15 protein-coding genes are annotated in these 23,268 nt (G+C 67.1%); 4 read left to right on the top strand and 11 right to left on the bottom strand.

Annotated features, from left to right (window positions below; translation table 11 throughout):
- Positions 1-5: 5 nt before the first annotated feature.
- From KCG34_RS13165 to KCG34_RS13210, 10 genes are all read right to left on the bottom strand, one after another.
- On the bottom strand, positions 6-5,870 hold the full coding sequence (locus KCG34_RS13165; RefSeq protein WP_211936107.1) for a DEAD/DEAH box helicase: 5,865 nt from the start codon (positions 5,868-5,870) through the stop codon (positions 6-8).
- Positions 5,870-7,936: a hypothetical protein gene (locus tag KCG34_RS13170; protein ID WP_211936108.1), complete on the bottom strand. Its 2,067-nt coding sequence runs from the start codon at positions 7,934-7,936 to the stop codon at positions 5,870-5,872. The genes KCG34_RS13165 and KCG34_RS13170 overlap by 1 nt, the downstream gene beginning before the upstream one ends.
- Complete coding sequence (locus tag KCG34_RS13175; RefSeq protein ID WP_211936109.1) at positions 7,933-10,458, bottom strand: hypothetical protein; 2,526 nt, start codon at positions 10,456-10,458, stop codon at positions 7,933-7,935. The genes KCG34_RS13170 and KCG34_RS13175 overlap by 4 nt, the downstream gene beginning before the upstream one ends.
- Before the next feature lie 63 nt (positions 10,459-10,521).
- A complete protein-coding gene (locus tag KCG34_RS13180; protein ID WP_249138017.1) occupies positions 10,522-10,947 on the bottom strand; it encodes a very short patch repair endonuclease in 426 nt (141 codons plus the stop codon).
- 28 nt (positions 10,948-10,975) lie between these two features.
- The gene (locus KCG34_RS13185; RefSeq protein WP_211936111.1) at positions 10,976-11,932 is read right to left on the bottom strand and encodes an Eco29kI family restriction endonuclease; all 957 of its coding nucleotides are present in this window, start codon (positions 11,930-11,932) and stop codon (positions 10,976-10,978) included.
- A gap of 46 nt (positions 11,933-11,978) precedes the next feature.
- A complete protein-coding gene (locus tag KCG34_RS13190) occupies positions 11,979-13,106 on the bottom strand; it encodes a DNA cytosine methyltransferase (RefSeq protein ID WP_211936112.1) in 1,128 nt (375 codons plus the stop codon).
- Positions 13,093-13,296: a ribbon-helix-helix domain-containing protein gene (locus tag KCG34_RS13195; protein ID WP_211936113.1), complete on the bottom strand. Its 204-nt coding sequence runs from the start codon at positions 13,294-13,296 to the stop codon at positions 13,093-13,095. The genes KCG34_RS13190 and KCG34_RS13195 overlap by 14 nt, the downstream gene beginning before the upstream one ends.
- Before the next feature lie 239 nt (positions 13,297-13,535).
- Positions 13,536-13,820 (bottom strand): helix-turn-helix domain-containing protein, encoded by a 285-nt coding sequence (locus KCG34_RS25900; RefSeq protein ID WP_211936114.1) that lies wholly within the window; start codon positions 13,818-13,820, stop codon positions 13,536-13,538.
- The gene (locus tag KCG34_RS13205) at positions 13,813-15,210 is read right to left on the bottom strand and encodes a tyrosine-type recombinase/integrase (RefSeq protein ID WP_211936115.1); all 1,398 of its coding nucleotides are present in this window, start codon (positions 15,208-15,210) and stop codon (positions 13,813-13,815) included. The genes KCG34_RS25900 and KCG34_RS13205 overlap by 8 nt, the downstream gene beginning before the upstream one ends.
- Positions 15,211-15,465: 255 nt before the next feature.
- Entirely contained in the window at positions 15,466-16,221 is a 756-nt protein-coding gene (locus KCG34_RS13210; protein WP_211936116.1) for a hypothetical protein, read from the bottom strand.
- A gap of 340 nt (positions 16,222-16,561) precedes the next feature.
- On the opposite strand from KCG34_RS13210, the gene KCG34_RS13215 reads away from it, so the two are divergent.
- Positions 16,562-16,726 (top strand): hypothetical protein, encoded by a 165-nt coding sequence (locus tag KCG34_RS13215; RefSeq protein WP_211936117.1) that lies wholly within the window; start codon positions 16,562-16,564, stop codon positions 16,724-16,726.
- A 9-nt stretch (positions 16,727-16,735) separates the two neighbouring features.
- On the opposite strand, the gene KCG34_RS13220 is transcribed toward KCG34_RS13215, so the two are convergent.
- Complete coding sequence (locus KCG34_RS13220) at positions 16,736-17,212, bottom strand: molybdopterin-dependent oxidoreductase (RefSeq protein WP_211936118.1); 477 nt, start codon at positions 17,210-17,212, stop codon at positions 16,736-16,738.
- 116 nt (positions 17,213-17,328) lie between these two features.
- On the opposite strand from KCG34_RS13220, the gene KCG34_RS13225 reads away from it, so the two are divergent.
- The 3 genes from KCG34_RS13225 to KCG34_RS13235 are packed head-to-tail and all read left to right on the top strand — an operon-like array spanning position 17,329 to position 23,250.
- A complete protein-coding gene (locus KCG34_RS13225; RefSeq protein WP_211936119.1) occupies positions 17,329-18,033 on the top strand; it encodes an ImuA family protein in 705 nt (234 codons plus the stop codon).
- Between the two features lie 55 nt (positions 18,034-18,088).
- Positions 18,089-19,690: a DUF6504 family protein gene (locus KCG34_RS13230; RefSeq protein WP_211936120.1), complete on the top strand. Its 1,602-nt coding sequence runs from the start codon at positions 18,089-18,091 to the stop codon at positions 19,688-19,690.
- Positions 19,687-23,250: an error-prone DNA polymerase gene (locus KCG34_RS13235; RefSeq protein ID WP_249138018.1), complete on the top strand. Its 3,564-nt coding sequence runs from the start codon at positions 19,687-19,689 to the stop codon at positions 23,248-23,250. The genes KCG34_RS13230 and KCG34_RS13235 overlap by 4 nt, the downstream gene beginning before the upstream one ends.
- Positions 23,251-23,268: the final 18 nt, after the last annotated feature.

Raw genomic sequence — 23,268 nt, forward strand, 5'->3', positions numbered from 1 at the left:
CCCCACTAGAACGATAGTCTCGAGATCGCGTGGAACGGTCTTCGCGCCAACTCAAAGCTGTCGATCAACCTCACCGGTCCGCGATGCTCGTTGTGCATCTGGGCGACAAGCGGCGAGATTGTCCCCTCGATCCGCCAGAGCGGGTGATGGATCGCGATCACCGCGTCGCCTCCTGTTCGCTTTAGACGAAGGGCCGGCAGGGGAGCGCCATTGATAACCTCAAGATCACCCGAACCCCGCGCGACCCGCGCCAAGGCGTCCTCGGCCATCAACCGCCAGTCCACCAGTTCGGGCGCGCTGAAATCGCCATTCGCGCCAGCGCTGTGCGTGGGATCAATCAGCGCCCGAGCGAACGAGAGACCGAGGCGCCAGTCCAGCAGGCCGTGGTAGCTTCGGTTTCCGTAGCGCTGCAGGCACTCGTAGCAGGCCTGGTCGCACGAGGCCCGGTGCGACGGCGTGGCGAACTCGCGGAGCGGCCAAGCAGCCCCATCTTCCACAATGCTCTTGAGCAAGTCGATCGCCCAGGGACGGTCGGGCGTCTGTGCCAAGCGACGTGATAGCCCGGATCCATTCACCAGCGTGTCAGCGATCTGCAGCATCGGACGCTTGACGCCATCCGGCTGATAGAGCCGCGGCGGCAGGATGTCGAACTCACCTGGATCAACATCCAGTTCCAGCGCCGCGCGGTCCACGAGGAGGAAACACGACGTCAATGCAGCAGCGCGAACCGACACACGCGCGTCGGAACCGGCGACCCGCGAGATGTCGAGGAGCGGGTTCATCGCACACGGCGCGAGGAACAAGCTGTCCGTGGTCTTGCGCGACGCCAGCCACCCCGAAAGCGGTCCGAGATCAGCAGTCCAGTCCGGGCTTCGCAAGGTGGATTGGTAATCGGATTCCAAGGCTTGGTTAGCGAAGGTCATCCACACGCCGCGTCGTGGCGCCGCGCGCTGTCGGCCTTGCTCGAAGCTGAACCCAGCCGATTGCATGGGATCCGCGTCGTAGCCTGGATTGAGCCTGACGATGCGCGCGGTGCGCTCGAGGCTTATGGCGACATTGGTCCCTTGTGCCCGGGATGGCCGCACGTCGGTCGCTTCGGCACAAACAATACGGGACCGGATGATCCGAAGTTCTCCCTCGCCAGTTCGTTTCGGATCGAAGTCCGTTCGGTAGGCCGCTGGGGATAGGCAATGCTTAAAATCTCCGCCGGGTATCGCGGAACCGCACGCGGCGCATGAAACGTCTCCGGGTTGATCAACACGCGTCCAGCCGCCGCAGCCCCGACAAAGGGCCATCCACCACTCGTCGTCCAACGGGGCTCGTTGATCCTGGCCGTGCATGATCCAGGCGCCGTGCTTCCGGGGCTTGGGCAGCGAGGGGGTCAGCCCAACGGCCGTGTGCACGCGCTTGTCGCGAACGAGGGAAGCACCGGGCGAGAATTCGTAGATCGCCAAGTCCGAGTCGCGATCGGTTGTATCCCAGTCAACGTCGTCAGGCCCGTTCGAGTGCAGGCCCAGATAGAGGGGGCGCACCCGGGTCGGCATCCCGTACATCGGAAGCAATCCGCCCTCGGCCAGGGCGTGCGCCACCCCGATATCCCAGCGCCCTTCACGCGCGATGACGTCGGAGATCGCCGCCATCAGGATATCCACCTCCAACGCCGACCTGAGCTTGCTGGCGAGATCGGGCGCCAGGTCCGCCGCTAGCAAGGCGACCGCCGCCTCACGGGCCTTTAGCGTCGCCTCGAGGGCTTCCCTAAGCTCATCCCGCCAGGGAGAGTCTTCGTCCTTGTAGTCAGCGACGTAGACGAATTCACCGTGGATGTCGGGCGGAAGTACGTCATACCCGCGATAGGCGCCCTGGTGCTTCAGCCGGAGATACTTGAACGCCGCTTGCAGCCAAGCCTTCCGGACGACCCGCAAGGGAATGTCCTCGTAGCCCGCCGCAAGGAACGGTGGCGGCGGAGCATCGCCGGTGATCCGCTCGGGATGGCGGAAATAATGCAAGTCGTGGCTGCGGCTACGGCAAACCGTCACGACGACCGAAAACGCCTGGCCGCGCCGTCCCGCGCGCCCGACACGTTGCTGATAGTTGAACCGCTGGGGCGGCATATTCGCCTGATAGACGGCTTGAAGCGGCCCAATATCGATGCCGACCTCCATCGTTGTCGTCACGCTGAGGAGGTCGATTTCCTTGCCAAGCCTCGGAAGACGGGCGTCCTCACCTGCCCCGTCCTCCACCAGGATGCCACGGAACCGCCGAAGCCGTTCGGCGCCGTCACGGGTTTGGCCCGTGAGCTCCTCGCTTCGCAACCGGAACGGCTGCTCCGCCCCCGTCTCTGCACGATCGACCCGGTGGGCGAGGAAATTGTGCCGCCAAAGATCCTTCGCCACACCCGCGGTAGCGGCCGGGAGTGGATCGCCGCATCGGGTGCACACGTTCGCGCCCCTATGGAGGTGCGCGCGGTCGCAGCGAGCGCACCTCCAGAATGGTGTGTCGGCCTTGGCCAGCCTTACCCCAAGCGAGAATAGCCGGACGATGCCGCCAGTATGCCCAAGGTCGGCCTGGCGCAATCGATCCAACGCGTCGTTCAGATACTGATCGCCGTTGCCTGGGGACGCGGCCTCGCAGAAACGACGAACCCGGTTGTCGAGGGGCACGTCGGCCGCCGTCGTCCATTGCTTGATTTGCGTGAGGTCGACGTAACGCGAGCCGTCCACGCGGTAGGCGTCCGCCAGCACCCGAAGCAGGGCGTCGAGTTCATCGCGGTCCGCCGTGTAGTCCCCGCGCGTGAAGAAGGTGGGATAACCAAGTCCTGCTTCTTCGAACGAGAAATAGGTCTTATTGAAGAGCGTGTCGTGCAATGCTTCGCGCTGTTCCTCCGCGATCTCGCGTCGCTTGGCTTGGATCGCGTTGCCATCCAGCGTCGCGGATGGTCCGGTCCATTTGACAGCCTCGCCCTCGAGCTTGAACAGCCGCCACCAGATATCGTCGGGCGCGACGCTGGAGTCACTTGGGTGGATGCCTAGGCTGACCAGTCTCGAGATGAGCAGCGCCATCGGCGGATCAGCGGTGGGCGTTGTCGCGAGGTATGCGGTGTCGTCCGGGTCCTGCGCGAGGGCGACGAGAGGTTCGGTCTCCACCGCCAGCGATTGCATGTCGGCTAGGCGAACCTTCAGCCGGGCCGCCTCCGCGTAGTCCATGTTGGCGGCCGCGGCTTTCATCGCCGCCTCGACCGCCGCTCGGTCCTCCTCCCGGAACTCCGTGTCGATCCGCTCTCGCGTCAAGCGGACGATGACGTCACGGATCAGGGCTCTGAAGTGATCGGCCTCAAGCTCGACCGCCGCCCGGGCGGCGTCTTGCCGGCTGTCCGAGAACACGATCGCCTTCGGCGCCGTAGAGGGCTTGGGCGCGTGCAGCACTTCGAACAGCTCAGTCGCCAGAAGCTGCGAGGTCTTGGCGAAGCCGGTTCTAAAGTTACGAAGGGGGGAGGAACGGCCCTGGGACCGCAAGACGTAGGATGTCCCGCACGCCGGGCAGGCCGCCGGCGTCGCGGAGCCCCGATCTCCACTCACACGCCCCCGGGCGTCCTTGTGCGACGGATTGGTCGAGCGCTTGAAGACGAAACCGTGAATTGCGTCTTCGTTCATTGGACCACGCCAGACCCTGGCCCCGAACGGATCAAGGAAGGCCTCCTCCCAACGAGGTTGGCTGCCGTCGCGACCGCTGACCGTCTCTGGAGGCTCCGCGCCCGCGCGGTTGGTGGGCCAGAATACCGCGTAATCGTCGTAGGTCAGATCCTCGAACTCGGTGCCGGACGCTCCGAACGGGAGCGCTTCCAGTTTCGCCGACGACGGCAGCAGATCGATCGCGGCGCCTGGGCCGTTCGATGAGCGCATTCCGCCGACGAACAGTTCGCCGCAGGATTCGCAGTAGAGGGTCTCGATGAGGCGTCGCGCCGGCCCCTCGCCACCGACCCGCGCCAGGCCGGATCCGCGTTCGATCGAAAGCGATGAATAGGCCACCTCGCCGTCTGGAGCCTTCTCGAGCACGGCGAACAGACCTTCCAACGCCCGGAAGAAGAAGTGCACCCGGAAGGACGGCGTGGTCTGAGCTACGCGGGTCTTGTGGCCCGGTTCGGCGGCGAGAACGTCGCCCAAGGCGCGCGCGAGCAGCAGGCCGCGCAAGGGTTCAAGATCCGCGGCGCCAAAAATGCTCCGCGCCAAATCGCTGGCGGCTCGCGCGCGGATTCCGTCCTCGCGTCGGCAAGCGGACAGCAGCACGGCCGCGGCGGCTTCCGCTAGATCACGCGCTTTCTCGTCTAGGCTGACGGCACCCCCCCCCATTGCGGCCAGTGCCCGGCTGATCTCATCTTCGATCTCGGCGAGGCACGGAGGAGCCAGGACCGCGTTGGCGTCGGCCCTCGCGGCGCCGAGCAAGGCGACGAACGGCTCTGGGGCCAAGGCACCAGTCCGCTCGGCATCGATTTCCGGTTCGCCGGCCACCACGCAATCGTTCCAGAAGCTGGCGTCCTTCGCGCCGGCCCCACCGGGGGAGAACGTCCCGTTCGCGCCAAAGAAGTCCCATAGGTATTTCAGCGAAGCGGCGGCTCCCGCCCCGTCCAGCGGCAAGGACGCACTGGAGGCCAGGATCCGCAGCTTGTGGCGATGCGCGGGGTCATCGAGCCCAAGGCGATTGATGAGCATGCGCAGGAGGCCGGCGACCTCCGAGCCGGACGAACCGCGAACGAGGTGCAGCTCATCAATCACCAGGTAGAAGTAGGCCTCGTCGTCGCTGTGCAGCCATGCCTTGGTCTGCTCGAGGATCGGGTCCTCCACCTCCCGCGCCATCATCGCGTTGAGCATGGAGGAGTTCGTGACCAGGACGTCCGGTGGCGTTGCCTGGATGTCCCACCGTGTGTTGAGCTCGGCGCCGTCGATTGCGGGGAATAGGAAGCGCGTCTCCTCCTCGTGGTCCCGGCCTTGTTTGGCCGCCTGCTCGCGATCGTAGGCCTCAGCCATCGCTTGCCCCTTCGCGACGGCTCGAAGATGCTCCCGATTGGTCTCCAGCCTACGTCTGCGGACGCGCTTCTCCCCGGCGTCCCCCGCGCGATAGGGGTGGCGGTTGAAGCCCGTGCTCGGCGTCTGACTATTGTATCGACCGAAAAAGATCAGATTGCCGTTGAAGCGACGCCGGCAAGTATCCCTCGCCTCTTTCGAGTCCAAAGCCTTCCGCAGTCTTGTTAGCTGATCCTCCACGAGCGCGTTCATCGGGTAGAGGATGAGCGCGCGGACCGCTTTGGGCCGGCCAGGGTCTTCCGCGCTCCGCGCCGACTTGAAGTCGGTGTTGTCGGAACGCCACCAGTCTTCCTCGCCGAGCGGTCGCGAGGGCGCGGGCCAATTCACCGCCTCCTGCGATATTCGAGCCAGAATTGGCAACAGGAAGCTCTCGGTCTTCCCCGAGCCGGTGCCGGACGTGACGATGCCGGGCGTTCCGTACCCAAGGCCGCGCTCCAGCATGCGCGCCTGATGCTCGTAGGGCGCGAAGGCCGGCCGCCTACACCATGGCTTTCCAGAGACCTTCTGACCTTCAAAAAGTCCCGAGCCGGCCAGCTCCGTGAAGGCGATTTGGGCCTCGCGACCAAGACTCTCGAGGGGGCCGGAGCGGTCGATCATGTCCTCGATCCGGTGCGGCCAGGATCGATATCGTAGAACCGGCTCGATCATCGCCTCGGCGCACATCTGGCCGGCGGTGGAGAGCAGATCGCGCCGCGCGTTGGTGACGGCGGGCGACCGGATCTTGAAGGCGGTGTCCAGGTAGGCGACGAAAAAGTCCCGCATGCGCTCGAAGGCGCCGATTGGATCGTACATCAAATTTCCCCAGCGGTTCCGTTGCGCAGACTATTGGCCGACTTCGCGAGAAGGGCGGCGAGCGATCCATCGGCCTTCGGCGACGCGCCGGTGCCCTTACAGTGCTGTAGGAAGTCCGAGAAACCATCGGCCAGGGACTTGGCGTCATCCGGCTTGAATGTGATCGCGAGCGCGGCTTCGAAGGCTGCCAGCCGGGCGGGCCAGCTCGTGGACGATGCTGGTTCCGCGACAAGTCCCGGAGCGAGATCGAACGGCACGGCGGGTCGCTCCGGCGTGGCTCCTGTCGGATGACAGTCATCGAACAGGAGTGGGAAAAGCTCGCCGGCACGGAGGCGCGTGAGGTTCATCTGCGAGGGATCGGCTTCGATCACCGCCATGAACAGGAGATTGGACGGAAATCCGTAGCGTTGCGGGTTGCGCTGGCAGCGCGCGAGCTCCGGGAGCCAGAAGCCCGCCGCCGCAGGATCCAGGTCGTCCAGGATTACCACGACCGGCTCCGAGCGGGACCGCGCGCGAACGAACGCGTCATGCAGTGGAGCCTTCTCCCCTCTCTGCCCGGTCGGGGTTAGGTCGTTGACTGAGAGCAGAGTGGGATCGGTCATGATGGTCACGGGAGTCGCGCCACCGACGACCGACAACCATGCCTCGGCGAACTCCCGGGCGAATGGGCCGATGAGCACTGGCAGTTCGCGGGCCCGGAGGGCGGCGTCGAGGACAAGGAGGCGCGGTTGGCCGGGGTTCGTCGCGGGCCCGGCCGCGAAGAGCAGCGCGCCGAGGTCGCCGGCCTCGACGGGACGCGCCGGCGCCGCGGAACCGGCGACTGGCGCTAGGCTATCCGGCTCTGTCGTGATCGGTGGCTCGGTATCTCCCCCGCCCACGCCACCAACGACGAGACCAGACACGCCCAGCCATTCGGCGAGAAGTCGCGCGGGCTCGCTCGCGGCGCGTTGGAGAACGGCGTCAACCTCCGCGTCGAGAGCCTCGACGTGGTCCGCCTTCGCCGAACGCAGCGTCTCGGCCTCACTTTCGAGGGAAGCGATTTCCGACTTCAGCGTGACCAGGCGGCCGGCCGCGATATCAATCTCCGCGCGCAACGATGCTTGCTCGGCCCGAAGGCGGTCCCGCGCCGCGCCTTCTTTCTGTTCGACGGCGGCGAGGGCCTCGGCTTCAAGCTCCGCGTTAATCTTGACGCGACGCCGCTCAATTTCGGCCTTGAAGGGTTCCTGCTCGCCGATCAGTTCGAGGATCGTGCTTGCCGCGCCCGTGATCGTCTCGGCGGCCTCGGTCAGATAGGCGGCGCGGGCGATAGCGACCTTGGCATCGTCAGCCCGGAGGGCCGATAGGCCGAGCATCTGAGGCGCCAATTCACGGAGGGCTTGTGCGGCGGCCTGGGCCTTCGGCCTTTGCGGACCATGTGGCACCCAGCGTCTCAGATCCGCGGCCAAGGTCTCCAGGAATTGTGTTGGTGGAAGCCAATTGCGGCTCTCGCCGCTCGCGGGGTGAAGAGGCGGCAGAACGTAGTGGCCGCTCTGGGTTGCCATCCCGCACAGCTCTTCCGGCGTTCCTATCAGGACCTTGAGGTGCTTGAGGTTCACCGAGGTGGCGGGGCGGCAGCGGCCATCATCGTCGCGGGCCAGCTCGTTGATCACGACCCAGCGATCGTTGAGCTCGGGGACGGCCGCGCCGGCCTTCCCTAAGGGGCACGGGGATAGGCCCGTCTCGGTCACGAGCTGGCGCAAGGGCTCGATGTCCAATGGCTCCATTCCGATGATCAACTCGACCGCGGGCTTAGCCTGGATGGCGCTGAAGACATCCTTGTCTATCGCGTCGCCTCGTGCGTTCGGGGCGAGCCTGAAGATCCAATGCGAACCATTCTGCGAGTAACGGAGTTCAGCCTGGACGGCGAACACCAGACCTTCGTTAGGAAACCAGGACCGATCGGCCACGCCGTCCCATCGGCGTCCCGTCTCCGAGTAAAGGAGTGGCTTCAGACGCGCAAAGTTGTGCTGCGCGTAGTCCACGCAGCCCAAGAACTGCAATTTGGTGATGTCGTTCGGCTTACTCAATGGGGGCCTCCGCGCTGGTCACGGGCCCAGCGCCAAACAGGTGTGATTTCAACGGCTGTTCCACGCGACCGCGCGATAGCGACGGCGCTTCCCCGTCGGCGGAGCGCGCCGCCCGCCGCTAGCTTTCTCGAGGTCGCCGTCAACGGCAGCCCAAGCGCCGCGCGAATCACCGGCTCAAGCGTTGAGCCGACGGGGTAGGAGTGCTGAGCGACGGTCTTCCCCGGGCTGACGCCTGTCGCGAGCCTTAGCCAACGCGCTACTTGCAGTGGCAGGAACACTCCTGGCAGCTCAGAAATCAGCCGGCCGCGCGTCAGGCTGAAGGGAGCGATCGCTGCTTGCCGGCACGCGTCGAGCAGCGCCAAATGCCTGTGTGACCAATAACGAGGCTCGGCTCCGGCGGTGTGCACGAGCCAGACCGGCGGCGCGTCCTCGGCCTCCCGGCGGCAAAGATGAACCTCGACACCACGGCCCCCCAGGGCATCAAGGTCCGGCAATCGGATCCGCGACCCGTGGTTCGATCCATCGGCGTTTGGCGTGCCCTCCACGGGCACGCCAAGGCCGTCGAGAGCTGGAGTCAAGAACTCAAGCTCGAGACCGGTATCCGCAGCCATCGATACCAGAGTCTCTCGGTTTCCGTGCAGGCACAGAACGGGCGGCGACCAGGGGCCAACCCCGACGGTGCAGGTGGCGCTCAGCCCAAGGTCAAAGGCCATGGCCTGAAGTCTTTGCGCCAGCACTTCGTTGACCAGCCCATCGATGACCAGACAAAACCCATCGCTGGCGCGTGAAAGTACCGCCCGCGGTGCCCGGGCGGTCACGGCGCAGCCTCGCCATCCCCGGACACGCAGCGGGTCGATGAGTCCGGCCTCCATGAGGCCGCGATACAGGGTCCATCGCCCGACTTCCTCAATTCCGGGCAGCGTGTCGAGCAGGTCGAGGAAACCACCAAGCGGCATGACGCCGGGACGGGCGGCCAGATACTCGACCAGGTCGATAATTCCTTGCTTGGTTTGGATCGACGCCTCTGAATGAGCGGCGAGGAAAGATCCGCCGATCGCGCTCCCGGCGGCTCCCGTCGGGGCCCAATCCGCAGAGCCGATCTCGTCCACGACAAACCGACGCGGAAGCTCGCGCTGCCAGTCGGGCGCGATCGCCGACGCGCGCAGGGATAGGGTTCGTCGGGTGACGCCCCCAGTTGCCTCGATGGCGACTTGCAGGTCGCCACTTAGCGGTTCGACGAGCGTGAGAAGCCAGTCCTGAGATCCCGCGCGGCGCAGGGTGACGAGATCCGCGCCCTCGCCTTTTAGCTTGACCTGTTCGACCGGCCCAGTGGTCGAAAGGCGGATGGGAAACGAGGGGCGCGCCAACCTGCCGCCGTCGAACCTCGGCACGCCCGTGAAACGAGCATCAACTAGATCGTCATCGCCAATTGCCAGGCGCCCGCTCGTGCCCGGCAGCAGGTCGATGGCCGCGGTCAAGACCCACCCGGCGGCGTCTTGAACTGCCGCGCGGTCCATCTGCGCGAGAATGGTCGCGCTATGCGATTTCTCGCGGATTAACGCGGCTCGAGCGTCACGGATGGCTGAGCGGCCCTGGCCAGTCCACGTCCACTGTCCCCAATCGACTTCGCGCAGGAGAATGGGCGAGCCATTCGCCAACAGTGATCGAAGCGCGGGCGGTGCCTTGGTCTCGATCGCTCGTAGGGTTGTTGGCTCTCCCTCAGCCGTCACGAGTTGGTACCTCCCCCATTCGTCGCTGACGATATGGAAGACGTCCTGCGTCAGAGTCGGACGCCATGACTCGACGACCATCCGCCAACCGCTCCAGAAGCGATGGTCGGTCAACGCGCGGGCGCCAGACCGCCATGCGGATTGGAAGTCGCTAAAGGTCTCTTGAAAGGTCGGCGAGTAGCGCGTGCCGCGAGCCACGAGCCACCGCATAACGGCGACCGGAGAGTTGGGGTCGACCAATCCACCGTCGTCGAGGTCGTGTCTTAAGCGGCGAGCGTCCTGCCGTGACGGGAAAGTTAACTCAATGGCGTGACCAATCTGAGTGCGGAACCTTGGGTCCGGCAGGATCAATCGCCGTAGCCGCCGATCGGGTGGCGCAGCGGCGAGCGAGCGTTCGAGCCGCTTCCACAATGTGGGAAGGGCACCACAATCCATGATGATCGCGTCCCACCCCATCATCTGGCGCAGTCGCTCACGATAGTCGTTGGCCTCGGACCCGGTAGCTTCGCTCGCCGCCACACAGCAAAGGATCAAAAAGGCCGGAACCGCGTCTCCAGGACTATCAACGCCGCTGAACCAGCGCAGCATCTGCCCACGCGCGGGAAAGGCTTGGACGAAGCTGTCGAGGGCGGCTTGCTCGGTGGCATCTATTCCGGAACGGGCCAGCGCCCGGACGAGCAACGCGCCGCCGGCCTCGATCGTCGAGACAGGCCTTCCCTCGCCCTCCCGGTCCCCAAAAATCTCCTCGATGAGCAGCCGGCTCCATCGGGAGAGCGCAATGCCCTCATGCATTTCTTGTCTAGACCAGCCCCGACTGGCGGTTTCACAACCCGCCCAGAGCACAGCTTACGAGTGTTAGTCGGCGTCTTTCAATTCGCTTTTCGCCGCTCGACTGGGCGAGCGCGGTGCCTTGGCGCGGACCCGATCGATCAACCTGCTGAGACGTTCGGGCCCGAGGTCACATTCCCAGACGATTTCCACCGCCCAGCCTGCCTTGAGCAGTGCCTCAATGTTCCGGCTGTCCCGTTCGGCATTGGCCGCCAGTTTTGGACCCCAGAACTCCTGACGAGACTTCGGCATTCGGGCCAATTTGCAGCCTGGATCGTCATGCCGATGCCAAAAGCACCCGTGCACGAAGATCGCGATCCGCCTTGAGCGGAAGACAATGTCTGGTCTTCCCGGGAGGTCCCTAGCTTGCAGCCGGAATCGGAGGCCAGCGGCGTGAAGGGTCCGTCGCACCATCAGCTCGGGCTTGGTATCCTTGCCCCGCACGCGCGCCATTTGCGCGCTTCGAGCCGGGTCGACGTCCTTAGTCGTCGTTCGGGCCACCCGCCTCGTCCTCGGTCGGCCCAGGCACATCTCGCAGCGGCGACGCTTCGGCTAGATCCGAATCACCGCCAGCGTCCTGTCGAAACGCGACCAGCATCTCCTCAAGCAACGCCGCGTGATCGGTGCGCGGCGGATATTCATCCAGGATCGCGTTGATGCGCGCCGCGACTTCGTCGGCCGTAGCGTTGTTTTCCAACTGCTCGTCGAGAGCCCATATTCGGCCGGGATGCACCACGTCCCACGGCGATCGCTTATTGCGCCGTGTGCTCGCCGCGTCGCCATGCTTGCTCATCCCCCAGCACGCCTTGGTGTCGGAATTCCAGACCGGCCAAAACATCCGGATCAAGTGGCGCTCGGCCACAAGCTGCGCGTTGGTGGCGCAAACCAGCCGACGGCACCTGAAATCTGCCAGGCGGAGGGCGCTCAAGCCTGGCGGAAGGGTGTGCTCGATCGCGTACTTTTCCGCCGTCGCGATTGTGCCAGCATGTTCGATCAACCGGGCTGTCAGGCGGGGGCCTTGCTCGCGGGCGGTGCTCGCGTCGCCGTTGCTGGGATCGGCCTTGCCTACGTAGATTGGCGTTTCGGTCCCGGATATCCGCTCATAAAGCGGATGATCCCCCGTATAGTAGATAGCGTAGACGCCAGACCCGTAGGCGGGCTTCACAGCAGCGAGCGGCACCATGGGTTGAGCCAATAGCGCCAGCGACACCATACGGCCAACTGTCTTCGGATCCGAAGGGTCAAAGCTGGTCAGCGGCGTACTGACGGGGTCCGCCTCGCTACGGGCTTTCTCGACCGCCTCGAAATGCTTGGTGAGACCGTCGCGCACCCTACGCACTGTAGCGGACGAAGGATCGGCTTTCACCGCTGCGACCACCTGGCTCAAAGCGGTGTCCAGCGCGGCCAACGCGAGCTTGTCAGGAGATTTGGCCGCCATCAGGAAGCAATCTCGGCGCCGCCACGGCGGCGACGGCCAACCGATTTCAGAAAATCAAATCTCGCAGCCATTTCCCGGCGGCTTCCCCCAGTTGCGCGGGAACCGCGTTCCCCAACTGGCGCATACTCTCCGACCAGCTTCTCGGGAACAAGTAGTCGTCCGGGAGTCCCACCAGACGGGCGGCTTCTCGGATGGTGAAATAGCGCACCGAACCATCGTCGCGAACCATCATATTCTCGCCGCCTGGCACCCCATGGTCGCCGGCCTTCAACGCTTTTGCTGGCCGGTCGAGCGGGCTGCCGGTGTGTCCAGGGTAGACGCGAGCGCCCGGTTGAAACACGTGGTTCCGGACACCATTTGGCTCGCCTAAGCCCTGGATCGCATCGCGCACGGTAACCCAGGGGGCCTCAGCCGGCGGCTCGCCGCGTAACTTCAGCTCCCGAACGCGGGCAGCATCCTTGCTGTTGAAGGGCTCCCGCTTGTTTCTCAGACCATGTCGCTTCCAGTAATCGCCGGTGACGAATTGATCCCAAAGCAGCCGATCGTGCGAGTGGGTCGCAGGCATGAGCGGCGGCGTGATATCCAAACCGTCCCGCACGCCGAAGATTAGCACGCGAAATCGGATCTGAGGCGCTCCGTAATCGGCCGCGTTCACGACCTGCCAAGACACACGATATTCTTCGCCGCCGCGCATCGACTTGAGCCGGGCTAGGTGCTCTTCGTGAGACTCGCCCGCGCGTCGAACAAGCTTTGGTCGCGCTAGGTGACGCACGACCCATTCGAGGTAGCCTCGGAATTTGGGCCCTGCGATATTGCGCACGTTCTCGAACAGAAAACCCTCAGGCGCCGCCTCCCGGATCGCCCGAATCGCCTCGGGCCACATGTCGCGGCTATCGTCCGGCCCCAGCTTCTTGCCGCCGATTCCGAACGGCTGACATGGCGGGCCACCAGACACAACGGCGAGCTGGCCCCGCAGGGGCTCCCAATTGATATCGCGCACATCCGTTTTCTCGACGGGCCAGTGAGCGACGTGTTCGATGGCGCGCGCTTTGTTGTGCTTGGCTGTCTCGACCGCATCGAAATCGAACTCGGCCATTAATGCATGGGTGAAACCGGCGCGCGACATTCCAAGAGCAAGTCCGCCGCAGCCCGCAAATAATTCAGCGCTGCGCATGGCGACCACTCTTGAACTCGAACGGCAGCTGTGGCCCGCCGTTTGCCTCATCCAGGAATCGCTCCACCGCCCTGCGAACGAGCCAAGCGACCTTTACACCTTCCCTTTCGGCGAGGCGGTCCAATTGGAGTTTTTGGTCGCGGGATAGCGTGGTGGTTACACGCTCGGCGTCCTTGCCGTCCTTGCCCAAGCGCCCGCTCCCGCTGCAATCCGCGGCGTTCCGCGGCAGGATGTCGACCGTGCCTCGCATTTGAACCCTAAGCAATGATTAAACGGGTGGTTATGAACAGGAACATTTAGCGAACAGTCGAGACTCACTTATGGCCTTTTCCGGCAAATGCAAGCCTGCCTTCGCGGGCTGGAGCGCCCTACCAGCAAGACTGCGCGAAATTTCGTTAGCAGGGGGCGAAAGGTGGATTCGCCCAAACATCAATACAAGCGCGCGCCGCTGCGTGGGGTCGTGATATGTCGCTTGTCGGCTATCCAAGCATCAAGATCGCTGACCGCGTAGCGAACATGTTTGCCGAACTTGTAGAACGCGGGTCCCCCTCCGACCGACCGATAGCATTCCAGGCTGTGCGGGCTGAGGGCGAGGTAACGCGCGGCGGCTGTGGTATCGACAAAAGGGATTTTGCCGACATCATCGACATGAACAGCCCGCTTGAGGATTTCCAACGGCGGCCAGGACGCCTCGGCGTTTCGGTTGTCAGCCACTGCTCTTGTCCTCCTGATCTTTGGCGACGCTCGCGACGCCGGGCGGTGAGGCGCGATTGGGGCCGCCCCTTGCTCGATAAGCCTGATTAGCGCCGAGGTTGGTGGTCCGGATCTTCGTTTTCCGCTTTGAAGGAGGCGGCTTCCGGTCGACCGGCACCGCTCCGGCCCGCGTGTTTCCGGCGAAAGCGGATTTAGGCGCGGCGGATGTCGTCGCCGGTTGCCCGAGGATCTGCTGCCGGAGCGCCGCGACGGTCTCCGCAGCTTCCTGGACCGGCTCGTCCTCGATGTGAACGTAGCGCATGAACATCGTGACGGTCTTGTGCGCCGTGAGCGCCATGCCGACCTTCAGCGGAACGCCGGAATTGGCGATGTCGGTCGCCGCGCGATGCCGGACGGCATGGGTGCCGCAGTGTGGGATGCTGGCGCGTTGAACAATGCGTTTCCAGCCACCGACATACGTGAATGGCGGCATGGGCTTTTCGGGATTGAGGATCGAAGGAACGACGTAGGGCGATCCTTCGATGCGGATGGCGTTCCGGAGCAGGTTCGCGGCGTGTGTGCTGAGCGGCTTGGAAATCGAGCCCGTCTTGCTATCGGGCCAGGTAACCCGGCGCTTCACGAAGTCGATCCAAGACCATTCGAGGGCCAGGATTTCGGAATACCGGGCGGCGAACTCGAACTGCAGTCGGATGCCAAGCGTGAGAAAGGGATGCTCCAGCCCCTCGGCGTCGGCCCGATCAAGATAGGCGAAGAGCTTTCGCATTTCTGGATCGGTGATCAGCCGCGTGCTGCCCCGTTGCGGATATTTCGGGATGTGCCGGCAGGGATTGGAGCCATCGGGGCGATAGCCCCAGACCTCTGCCATATTGAACATCTTGCGCAGGCAACACAGCACATGGTTGGCCGTGCAAGGGATCGCCGCCAGCCGCCCTACGAGGCTGCTGACATCGGCACGCGTGACGTCGGACACCTTGATCCGACCGAGCGCCGGGAGAATGTGAACGCTGATCGTGCCCCGCTTCTGCCGCACCGTGGAAGGTTTGTTGCGCGGTATGCTGTACTCGTCGATGAACCGTTGGCAGAGCTCCTGCATCATCGGAGCCCGGCGGGCGGCGGACCGCTCGGCGCTGGGGTCGTTTCCCCGCCGCACCTCCGCAAGCCAGTCCTGGGCGATTCGCCTGGCTTGCTCGACGGTGAGTTCCCCGAACTGTCCGATCGCGGGCTTGCGGCGCTGTCCGTTCGCGGCGGTGTAGGCCAGCATGAAGGTTTTCCGGCCCGAAGGCGTGACTTTGAGCAGAAAACCGGGGACGCTCGTGTCCCTAAGGTCGTAGTCATTGGCCTTGGGCACCGCGCCCTCAACGGCCGTCTTGGTGAGTTTCAATTTCGGCATTCAGGCCTCCGAGGGGGCCGAATTCCAGGTGCGAAATGGGCGCACCCAGCAGTCAAGCCCTGGCGTATGGACGGCGGCCCGATCTTGTGGAGAAATCGAGAAACATCTATAGAAATCTCGACTTTATCGTAATTTCGGCGGCCGCCGGATACGTAAGGGATATACTATCTGGGACCGCTCAAAATCTGTTGTCGAGAGACGTGTTGGTTCGAGTCCGACCTGGGGCACCATTTCCTGAATACGCCGGCCTTGGGCTCAGGGTCCGCCGGCCTTGGGCTTGGGCTCGAAGGGCGACGCCCGCGGCGAGCCCCCTCCACCAGCCTTCGGCTGGTCCCCCTCCCCCACCGGGGGAGGAATGATCTCCGAGCCGCGACGCCTCAATTCCTCCCCTGTTGGGGGAGGGGGGTGAGAAGCGGGCTCGCGCGCTTCGCGCGAGCCATCCGATCGCCAATGATTTGGCGATCGGCGCGCCGAACGGCCGACGCTTGCGTCGGCCTCGCCCGCAGGGCGGTGGAGGGGGCCTGCCCCATCCCCAAACTCCGCCGCACGCCCCCCGGACACCAGCCACTCCGGCCATTCCTCTTCGTCCACCTCGGTCTCGGTCAGGCGTTCGCGCGCCTCGCGCTCGCGGCCGCCCGGGGCCTCGGCGCCGACCGCCGCCTCGCCCTCGATTTCTTCGTCGTCCTCGCCGTCGCCATCCTCCGGCGCCGGGGCATTCTTGATGAACTTGGCCAGCTTCTCCTTCAGCCGCTGGGCCGCGCCGTTCAGCTCGCTATAGGGCATCCAGAACCCGTCTTCGCGCTCCTTGCCGGCCTCGGCCCTGGGCAGCAGGCTTTCGCTCAGCCGCGCCTCCAGCGCCATGGTCAGCCGCACCGAGCGCGTCAGCCGCGAAAAGCTGCGCTCGGCCTCCAGCGCCTTGGCCTCACCGGCCTTGGCCGCGTCGATGCCCTGCCACGCCAGCTCCCGCGCCAGCTCCATGCCCAGATCGGTCAACTCCGCCAACGCCTCCATATGCCGCTCCACCCGCGCGCGATGGGCGGCGCGTGCGGGGTCGGAGGCTGGGTGTTTGGGTGGGTCGATCATGAACAAAACAAGAACATGAAAAGCGGGGTGGAGTCAAGGCTGACGGTCGCTCGGTGACGGGACGCCCGAGCGACCGCAGTTGGACTCAGGTCATTGAAATCCGCTGTGAGCCATCAGCGAAATTCCCCACCCCCGCCGATTCAGACTCCCCCAAAATTAACGAAACCATCCCCGCCCTCAGCCATTTCCCCATCGGCGCTGGGTGTTTGCGTCCGTCCGGCCTTGGGCCAGGCGGCGGTTGTCTCGATTCCCAAGGGGACCCCAGAGCATGGCGTCTTTCAGCGAGCTTTTCCGACTGGCGGGGGGCGTGGTGGCCCTGGGCCTGATCGTGGCGGTGGTGGCGGTGACCCTGGTGTTCCAGGCGCCGGATCACTGGCGCGAGGGGGCAAGGTCGCCCAAGTCGCCGCAGGACCGGCCGCGGGAGCCTGTCTGACCCCCCGCCCTACTTCACCGGCCGCAGTTCGATGGTCGTGACCATGCGCACCGAGCGCGCGGGCTTGAGGTCGCCGCCGACGATCAGCCGCCAGGGCCCCTGCTTGGCGTCGAGCGGCTTGCCGTCCTCCTCGTCGGCGAGGATCACGGGGGCGTCGCGCATGGCCTTGGAGGTCTCGGCGATGGCCAGCACGCCCATGAAATGGTCCGAGCCGGTGACCAGCACGACCTGGTCCAGGGCCGGGCCGTGCAGGCGCGCGTCGGACGGGGCGCCGACCAGGGCCAGAAGGTCGCCGAGGGGCGCGCCGGCATAGGTGTGATGCTCGCCCCAGGGCACGGTGACGCTGACCCGATGCTGGTCGCGCAGCTGGGCGTCCGTGAGCGTGACGCTGTGGCCGTCGGCGCCCTGGACGGTGAGGGTTTGCGCCAGGACGGCGCCGGGCAGGGCGAGGGCGGCGGCCAGGGCCAAGGCGAGGGTGCGGGTCATCGGGTTCTCCTTGGCGGGGACCATGCCATGCATCGCGGCGTTTGCACGCATGTTCCGGACTTGTTCTTGACTCCGGCGGCAGGTCCGGAACAAAGTAAGAACCTGAAAGAACGCCCATGCCCGTCGATCCCCTGCCCCGCCCCCTGCCCGTCGCCGCCACCCCCTATCCCGAGGCCTGCGAGCCTTTGGAAGAGGTCGCCGCGGCGCGGCCGGCGGATGCGGCGACGGCGCTGGGCTTTGGCCTGGCGCGGCTGGCGGCGGGGCTGAAGGCCGACCGCCGGCCCCTGGTGCTGGCCACCACGGGCGAGTGGCTGCGCGAGCGCGGGCGGCCGTTCGCGCGCGGGCTCGCCGCCTGGGGCGTGGCCCCCGACCGGCTGGTCTGGATCCGCGCCGAGCGCGAGGCCGAGGCCCTGTGGGCGCTGGAGGAATGCCTGAAATCCGGAGCCGTGGCCGCGGCCCTGGGCTGTGTCGCCGCGCCCAGCTTTGTCGCCACCCGCCGGCTGGACTTCGCCGCCCGGGCCGGGGCGGCGGTGGGGCTGATCCTGAGGGCCGGGGGCGCCGACGACCTCAGCGCGGCGCGGCGGCGCTGGCGGATCGCGGCCCAGGCCTCGGGCGAGGCGGCGTTCGACCCCCTGGCCCCCGGCGCCGCGCGCCTGAGGGCCGAACTGGTGCGCCGCCGCGACGGACCGCCGGCGGCCTGGGACCTGGAGCTTTGCGATGAAACGGGTGGTCTGCGTCTGGTTGCCGGACTGGCCGGTCACGGTGTGGCGACGCGCGCAACCGGCCGGGTCGTCGCCGTCGCCGGAGAGCGGGCGGCCTAAACCCCTTCCCCCCTTGCGGGGGAAGGAGGGGCCCGCGAGCGCAGCGAGTGGGAGGATGAGGGGTCGCGCGGACCTATCCGATCCTTTAACGACAACCTCACCCGGCAAGGCCGGCGCGACCCCTCATCCTCCCACGGCTTCGCCGCGGGCCCCTCCTTCTCCCGCAGGGGGAGAAGGGTGTCCCTTCGCCCTGGTCGAACACGGGGCCAAGGGCCTGCGGCTGCTGGCGCTGAACCCGGCCGCGCGGGCGGCGGGGTTGTTCGCCGGCCAGGCCCATGCCGACGCCGCCGCCATGGTCCCGCACCTGGTCAGCGAGCCGGCGGCGCCCGAGCGCGACCGGACGGCCCTGAAGCGCCTGGCCCTGTGGGCCGAGCGCTATTCGCCCCTGGTCGCCGTGCAGACGGACCCGCCGGGAGACGAGGCCCTGTTGATCGACACCACCGGCGGCGACCACCTGTTCGGCGGCGAGGCGGCGCTGCTGTCGGAGATCCGCGCCCGCCTCGCCCGGGCGGGGATACCGGCGCGCGTGGCCCTGGCCGACACCCCCGCCGCCGCCTGGGCCCTGGCCCGCCATGGCCGCGAGCCCGAAACCGTCGCCCCGGCGGGCGAAACCCGCGCGGCCCTGGCCGGCCTGCCGGTCGAGGCGCTGCGGCTGGAGCCGGAGACCCTGAACCTGCTCCGCCGCTTCGGGCTGAAGCGGATCGGCGACCTCTATGGCCTGCCGCGCGCGGGCCTGGCCCGGCGGTTCCGCGGCGAGGCGGCCTTTCGCGTGGTCGAGCGGCTGGACCGCGCCCTGGGCGTCCTGGCCGAGCCCCTGTCGCCCGTGCGCCCGGCGCCGCTCTATCGCGCCTGGCAGGTGTTCGCCGAGCCGCTGATCGACGCCGACGGGGTCGCCTTCCAGCTACCGGCCTTGGCCGAGACCCTGGCCGCCCAGCTGGACCAGGCCGGACTGGGCGCGCGGCGGCTGAGCCTGATCGGCTTTCGCGTCGACGGCCGGACCACGGTGATCGAAGCCGGGCTCAGCGCCCCGGTCGCGGTGCCCGCCCACCTGATCCGCCTCCTGAAAGAAAAGGGCCTGGAGCGGCTGGACCTGGGTTTCGGCGTCGACGCCCTGATGCTGTGCGCCGACCAGGCCGAACCGATCACACAGCGCCAGGGCGAGATGGAGGACGCCGCCGGCGGCGCTGAGGCCGAGGCCCTGGCCGGGCTGCTCGACCGGCTGCAGGCGCGGCTAGGCGATGGAGCGGTGCGCCGGCCGAGCTTGCGCGAAAGCTGGCTTCCCGAGCGCAGCGAAGCCTGGCGCCGCGCGGGCCTGGAGCCGCCGCCCCCGCCGGAACGCGAGGCCGAGATGCGCCCGCGGCCGGCCCTGATGTTCGACCCGCCCGAGCCGGTGCAGGCCATCGCCGAGGCCCCCGACGGCGCCCCGGCCCGCTTCGTCTGGCGCCGCGCCCCGCACCGGGTGGTCAAGGCCCAGGGCCCCGAGCGCCTGGGCGCCGAATGGTGGCGGCAGACCCCGGAAAAGCCCGCCCGCACCCGCGACTATTACCGGGTCGAGGACGAGGACGGCCGCCGCTACTGGCTGTTCCGCGAGGGCCTGTTCGGCCGCGAGGACGCCGACACGTCACCGACCTGGTGGCTGCAGGGCGTGTTCCCATGACCGCTTACGCCGAGCTGGACGCCCAGACCAATTTCAGCTTCCTGGAAGGCGGCTCGCACCCGTGGGAGATGGTGTTCGAGGCGAAACGGCTGGGCCTGGCCGCCCTGGGGATCGCCGACCGCAACACCCTGGCCGGGGTGGTGCGGGCGCACAAGGCGGCCAAGCGGGAAGGCTTCCGCATACTGATCGGCTGCCGCCTGACCTTCCTCGATGGCGCCGAACTGATCGTCTATCCCCGCGACCGCGCCGCCTATGGCCGGCTCTCGCGCCTGCTGTCGATCGGCAAGAGCGGGATAAACCCTTCTCCCCTTGCGGGAGAAGGAGGGGCCCGACCGCAAAGCGGGCGGGAGGATGAGGGGTCGCGCAAACCTCTCCATCAAGTCACCGACACCGTACTCGCGCCAGATGACGGCCAGGCGGCAAGGCCGGCGCGCCCCCTCATCCTCCCATCGCTCCGCGACGGGCCCCTCCTTCTCCCGCAAGGGGAGAAGGGGGATGTCGCCGATCCCCCCCTCGATGAAGACCGCATCCCCAAGGGCGAGTGCCGCCTCACCTTCGAACAGGCCGCCGCCCTGGGCGAGGGCCTCATCGCCCTGGCGCGGGCGCCGCAGTCGCCGGACGCGGCCTTCGAAGCGCGGCTCCTCGCCTGGCGCGCGGCCTGGCCGGATGTGCTGTACCTGGCCACAGCCCCCCTGCACCGCGGCGACGACCGCGCGCGGCTGGCGCAGCTGGCAGGGGTCGCCGAGCGCTGCGGGACGCCGATGGTGGCGACCAACGCCGCCCTCTATCACCACCCCGAGCGGCGCCCGCTGCAGGACGTTTTGGCCTGCATCCGCGAAAAGACCACCATCGATCAGGCCGGCTTTCGCCTGCAGGCCCATGCCGAACGCCACCTGAAACCGCCCGCCGAGATGGCCCGCCTGTTCCGCGGCCACGAGGACGCCCTGGCCCGCACGGCCAAAATCATGGACGCCTGCCGCTTCAGCCTGGACGAGCTGTCCTATGAATATCCCCACGAACCGGTCCCGCCGGGCAAGACCCCGCAACAGCACCTGGAAGACCTGACGCGAGAAGGCGCCAAACGCCGCTTCCCGAACGGCGTGCCGCCCGCGATCCAGGCGATCATCGACAAGGAGCTGCGGCTCATCGCCAAGGTCAGATACGCCGCCTATTTCCTGACCGTGCACGACATCGTCGACTGGGCCCGCCGGCCGCCGCGCAACATCCTCTGCCAGGGACGCGGCTCGGCGGCCAATTCGGTGGTCTGTTTCTGCTTAGGCATCACCTCGGTCGACCCGACCAAGATGGACGTGCTGTTCGAGCGCTTCATCTCCGAGGAGCGCAGCGAGCCGCCCGATATCGACGTCGATTTCGAGCACGAGCGGCGCGAGGAGGTGATGCAGTATGTCTTCGACCGCTATGGCCGCCACCGCGCCGCGATCTGCGCCACCGTGATCCACTACCGCCCACGCTCGGCGATACGCGACGTGGGCAAGGCCCTGGGCCTGACCGAGGACGTCACCTCGCGCCTGGCCAATACCGTCTGGGGCTCCTACGGCGCCCAGGTCGAGGACCAGCACGTGGACGGGACCGGCCTGACGCGCCAGGACGCGCGGCTGCAGCTGGCCCTGGCCCTGACCGCCGAGCTGGTCAAGTTCCCCCGCCACCTGTCGCAGCACGTGGGCGGCTTCATCCTGACCGAGGGGCCGCTGGTCGAGACCGTGCCGATCGGCAATGCGGCCATGGAGGACCGCACCTTCATCGAGTGGGACAAGGACGACATCGACGAACTGAAGATCATGAAGGTCGACGTGCTGGCGCTGGGCATGCTGACCGCCATCCGCCGCGGCTTCGCCATGCTGGAGCAGCACTATGGCCTGAGGTGCGACCTGGTCTCGGTCGCCCAGGAGGACCCGGCGGTCTACGACATGCTGTGCGAGGGCGACTCGCTCGGCGTGTTCCAGGTGGAGAGCCGGGCGCAGATGGCCATGCTGCCGCGCCTGCGCCCGCGCGAATTCTACGACCTGGTGGTGGAGGTGGCGATCGTCCGCCCCGGTCCGATCCAGGGCAAGATGGTGCATCCCTACCTGAAGCAGCGCCAGGCCAAGCGCGAGGCCGAGGCGGCGGGCCGGCCGTTCGAGATCGAATTCCCCCGCCCCGCCCCCGAGCACGGCGACGCCGACGAGCTGCGGCGCGTGCTGGGCAAGACCCTGGGCGTGCCGCTGTTCCAGGAACAGGCCATGCGCATCGCCATGGAGGCGGCCCGCTTCACCGGCGACGAGGCCAATGGCCTGAGGCGCGCCATGGCCACCTTCCGCCACATGGGCACCATCCACGAATACGAGGAGAAGCTGGTCGGCCGCATGGTCGCGCGCGGCTATCCGGCCGAGTTCGCGGTCAATTGCTTCAGCCAGATCAAGGGCTTCGGCGAATACGGCTTTCCCGAGAGCCACGCCGCCGCCTTCGCCCAGCTGGTCTACATCTCCTCGTGGATGAAGCGCTTCTATCCCGAGGTGTTCGCCGCGGCCCTGCTGAACAGCCAGCCCATGGGCTTCTACGCCCCGGCCCAGATCATCCGCGACGCCCGCCAGCATGGGGTCGAGGTCCGCCACCCGGATGTGAACGCCAGCTGCTGGGACAGCACCCTGGAGGGCGCCGCGCTCGCCCCGCCGGCGCGCGTGGCGGCCGACGATGCTCCCCCGCCGCCGGTCGCCCTGGGCCGGCGGGTCGGGACCGCCCTGCCCCTGCGCCTTGGCCTGCGCCAGATCGACGGCTTCCGCGAGGACTGGGCGCTCGCCCTCGCCAAGGCCCGGGCCGAGAGCGGGCCGTTCGCCTCGCTGGACGACCTGCGCCGGCGGGCCGGCCTGCCGGCGGCGGCGCTGGACATGCTGGCCGCGGCTGATGCGCTGTCGTCGCTGGAGCTCGGCCGCCGGCCGGGCCTGTGGGCCGCGCGGGGCCTGCCCCGGGCCGCGCCGGCGCCGCTGTTCGTCGCCGCCGGCATCGAGGAGGCCGACGGCCCGCCGCCCGCCGCCCTGCCGCTCGCGCCCCTGTCGGAAGAGGTGGTGCACGACTACGAGACCATCCGCCTGTCCCTGAAGGCGCACCCGGTCAGCTTCCTGCGCCCGCGCCTGACCGCAGCCGGCTGCGTCCCGGCCAAGGCCATCGAAACCCTGCCCGAGGGCCGGAAGATCGCCGTGGCCGGGGTGGTGCTGGTGCGCCAGCAGCCCGGCTCGGCCAAGGGCGTGGTGTTCCTGACCATGGAGGACGAGACCGGCGTGGCCAATGTCGTGGTCTGGCCCAAGGTGTTCCAGCACTACCGCCCGGTGGTGATGGGCGCGCGCCTGGCCCTGGTGCGCGGGCGCCTGCAGCGGGCCGAGGATTCCGACGGCAAGGTGATCCACTTGGTGGCCGACAGCATCGAGGATCTGACCGCCGACCTTGGCCTGTTGCAGACCGGCGACCTCGAACCCGCCGCAGAGAGCGCCCGCCCGGCCCCGCCTACGCGCCACCGCCATCCGCGCAATGTGCGCGTCCTGCCCCGCTCGCGCGATTTCCACTAGAACCGGCGCGCTTCCCCG

The organism is Phenylobacterium montanum, assembly GCF_018135625.1.
Classification (GTDB): Bacteria; Pseudomonadota; Alphaproteobacteria; order Caulobacterales; family Caulobacteraceae; genus Poindextera; species Poindextera montana.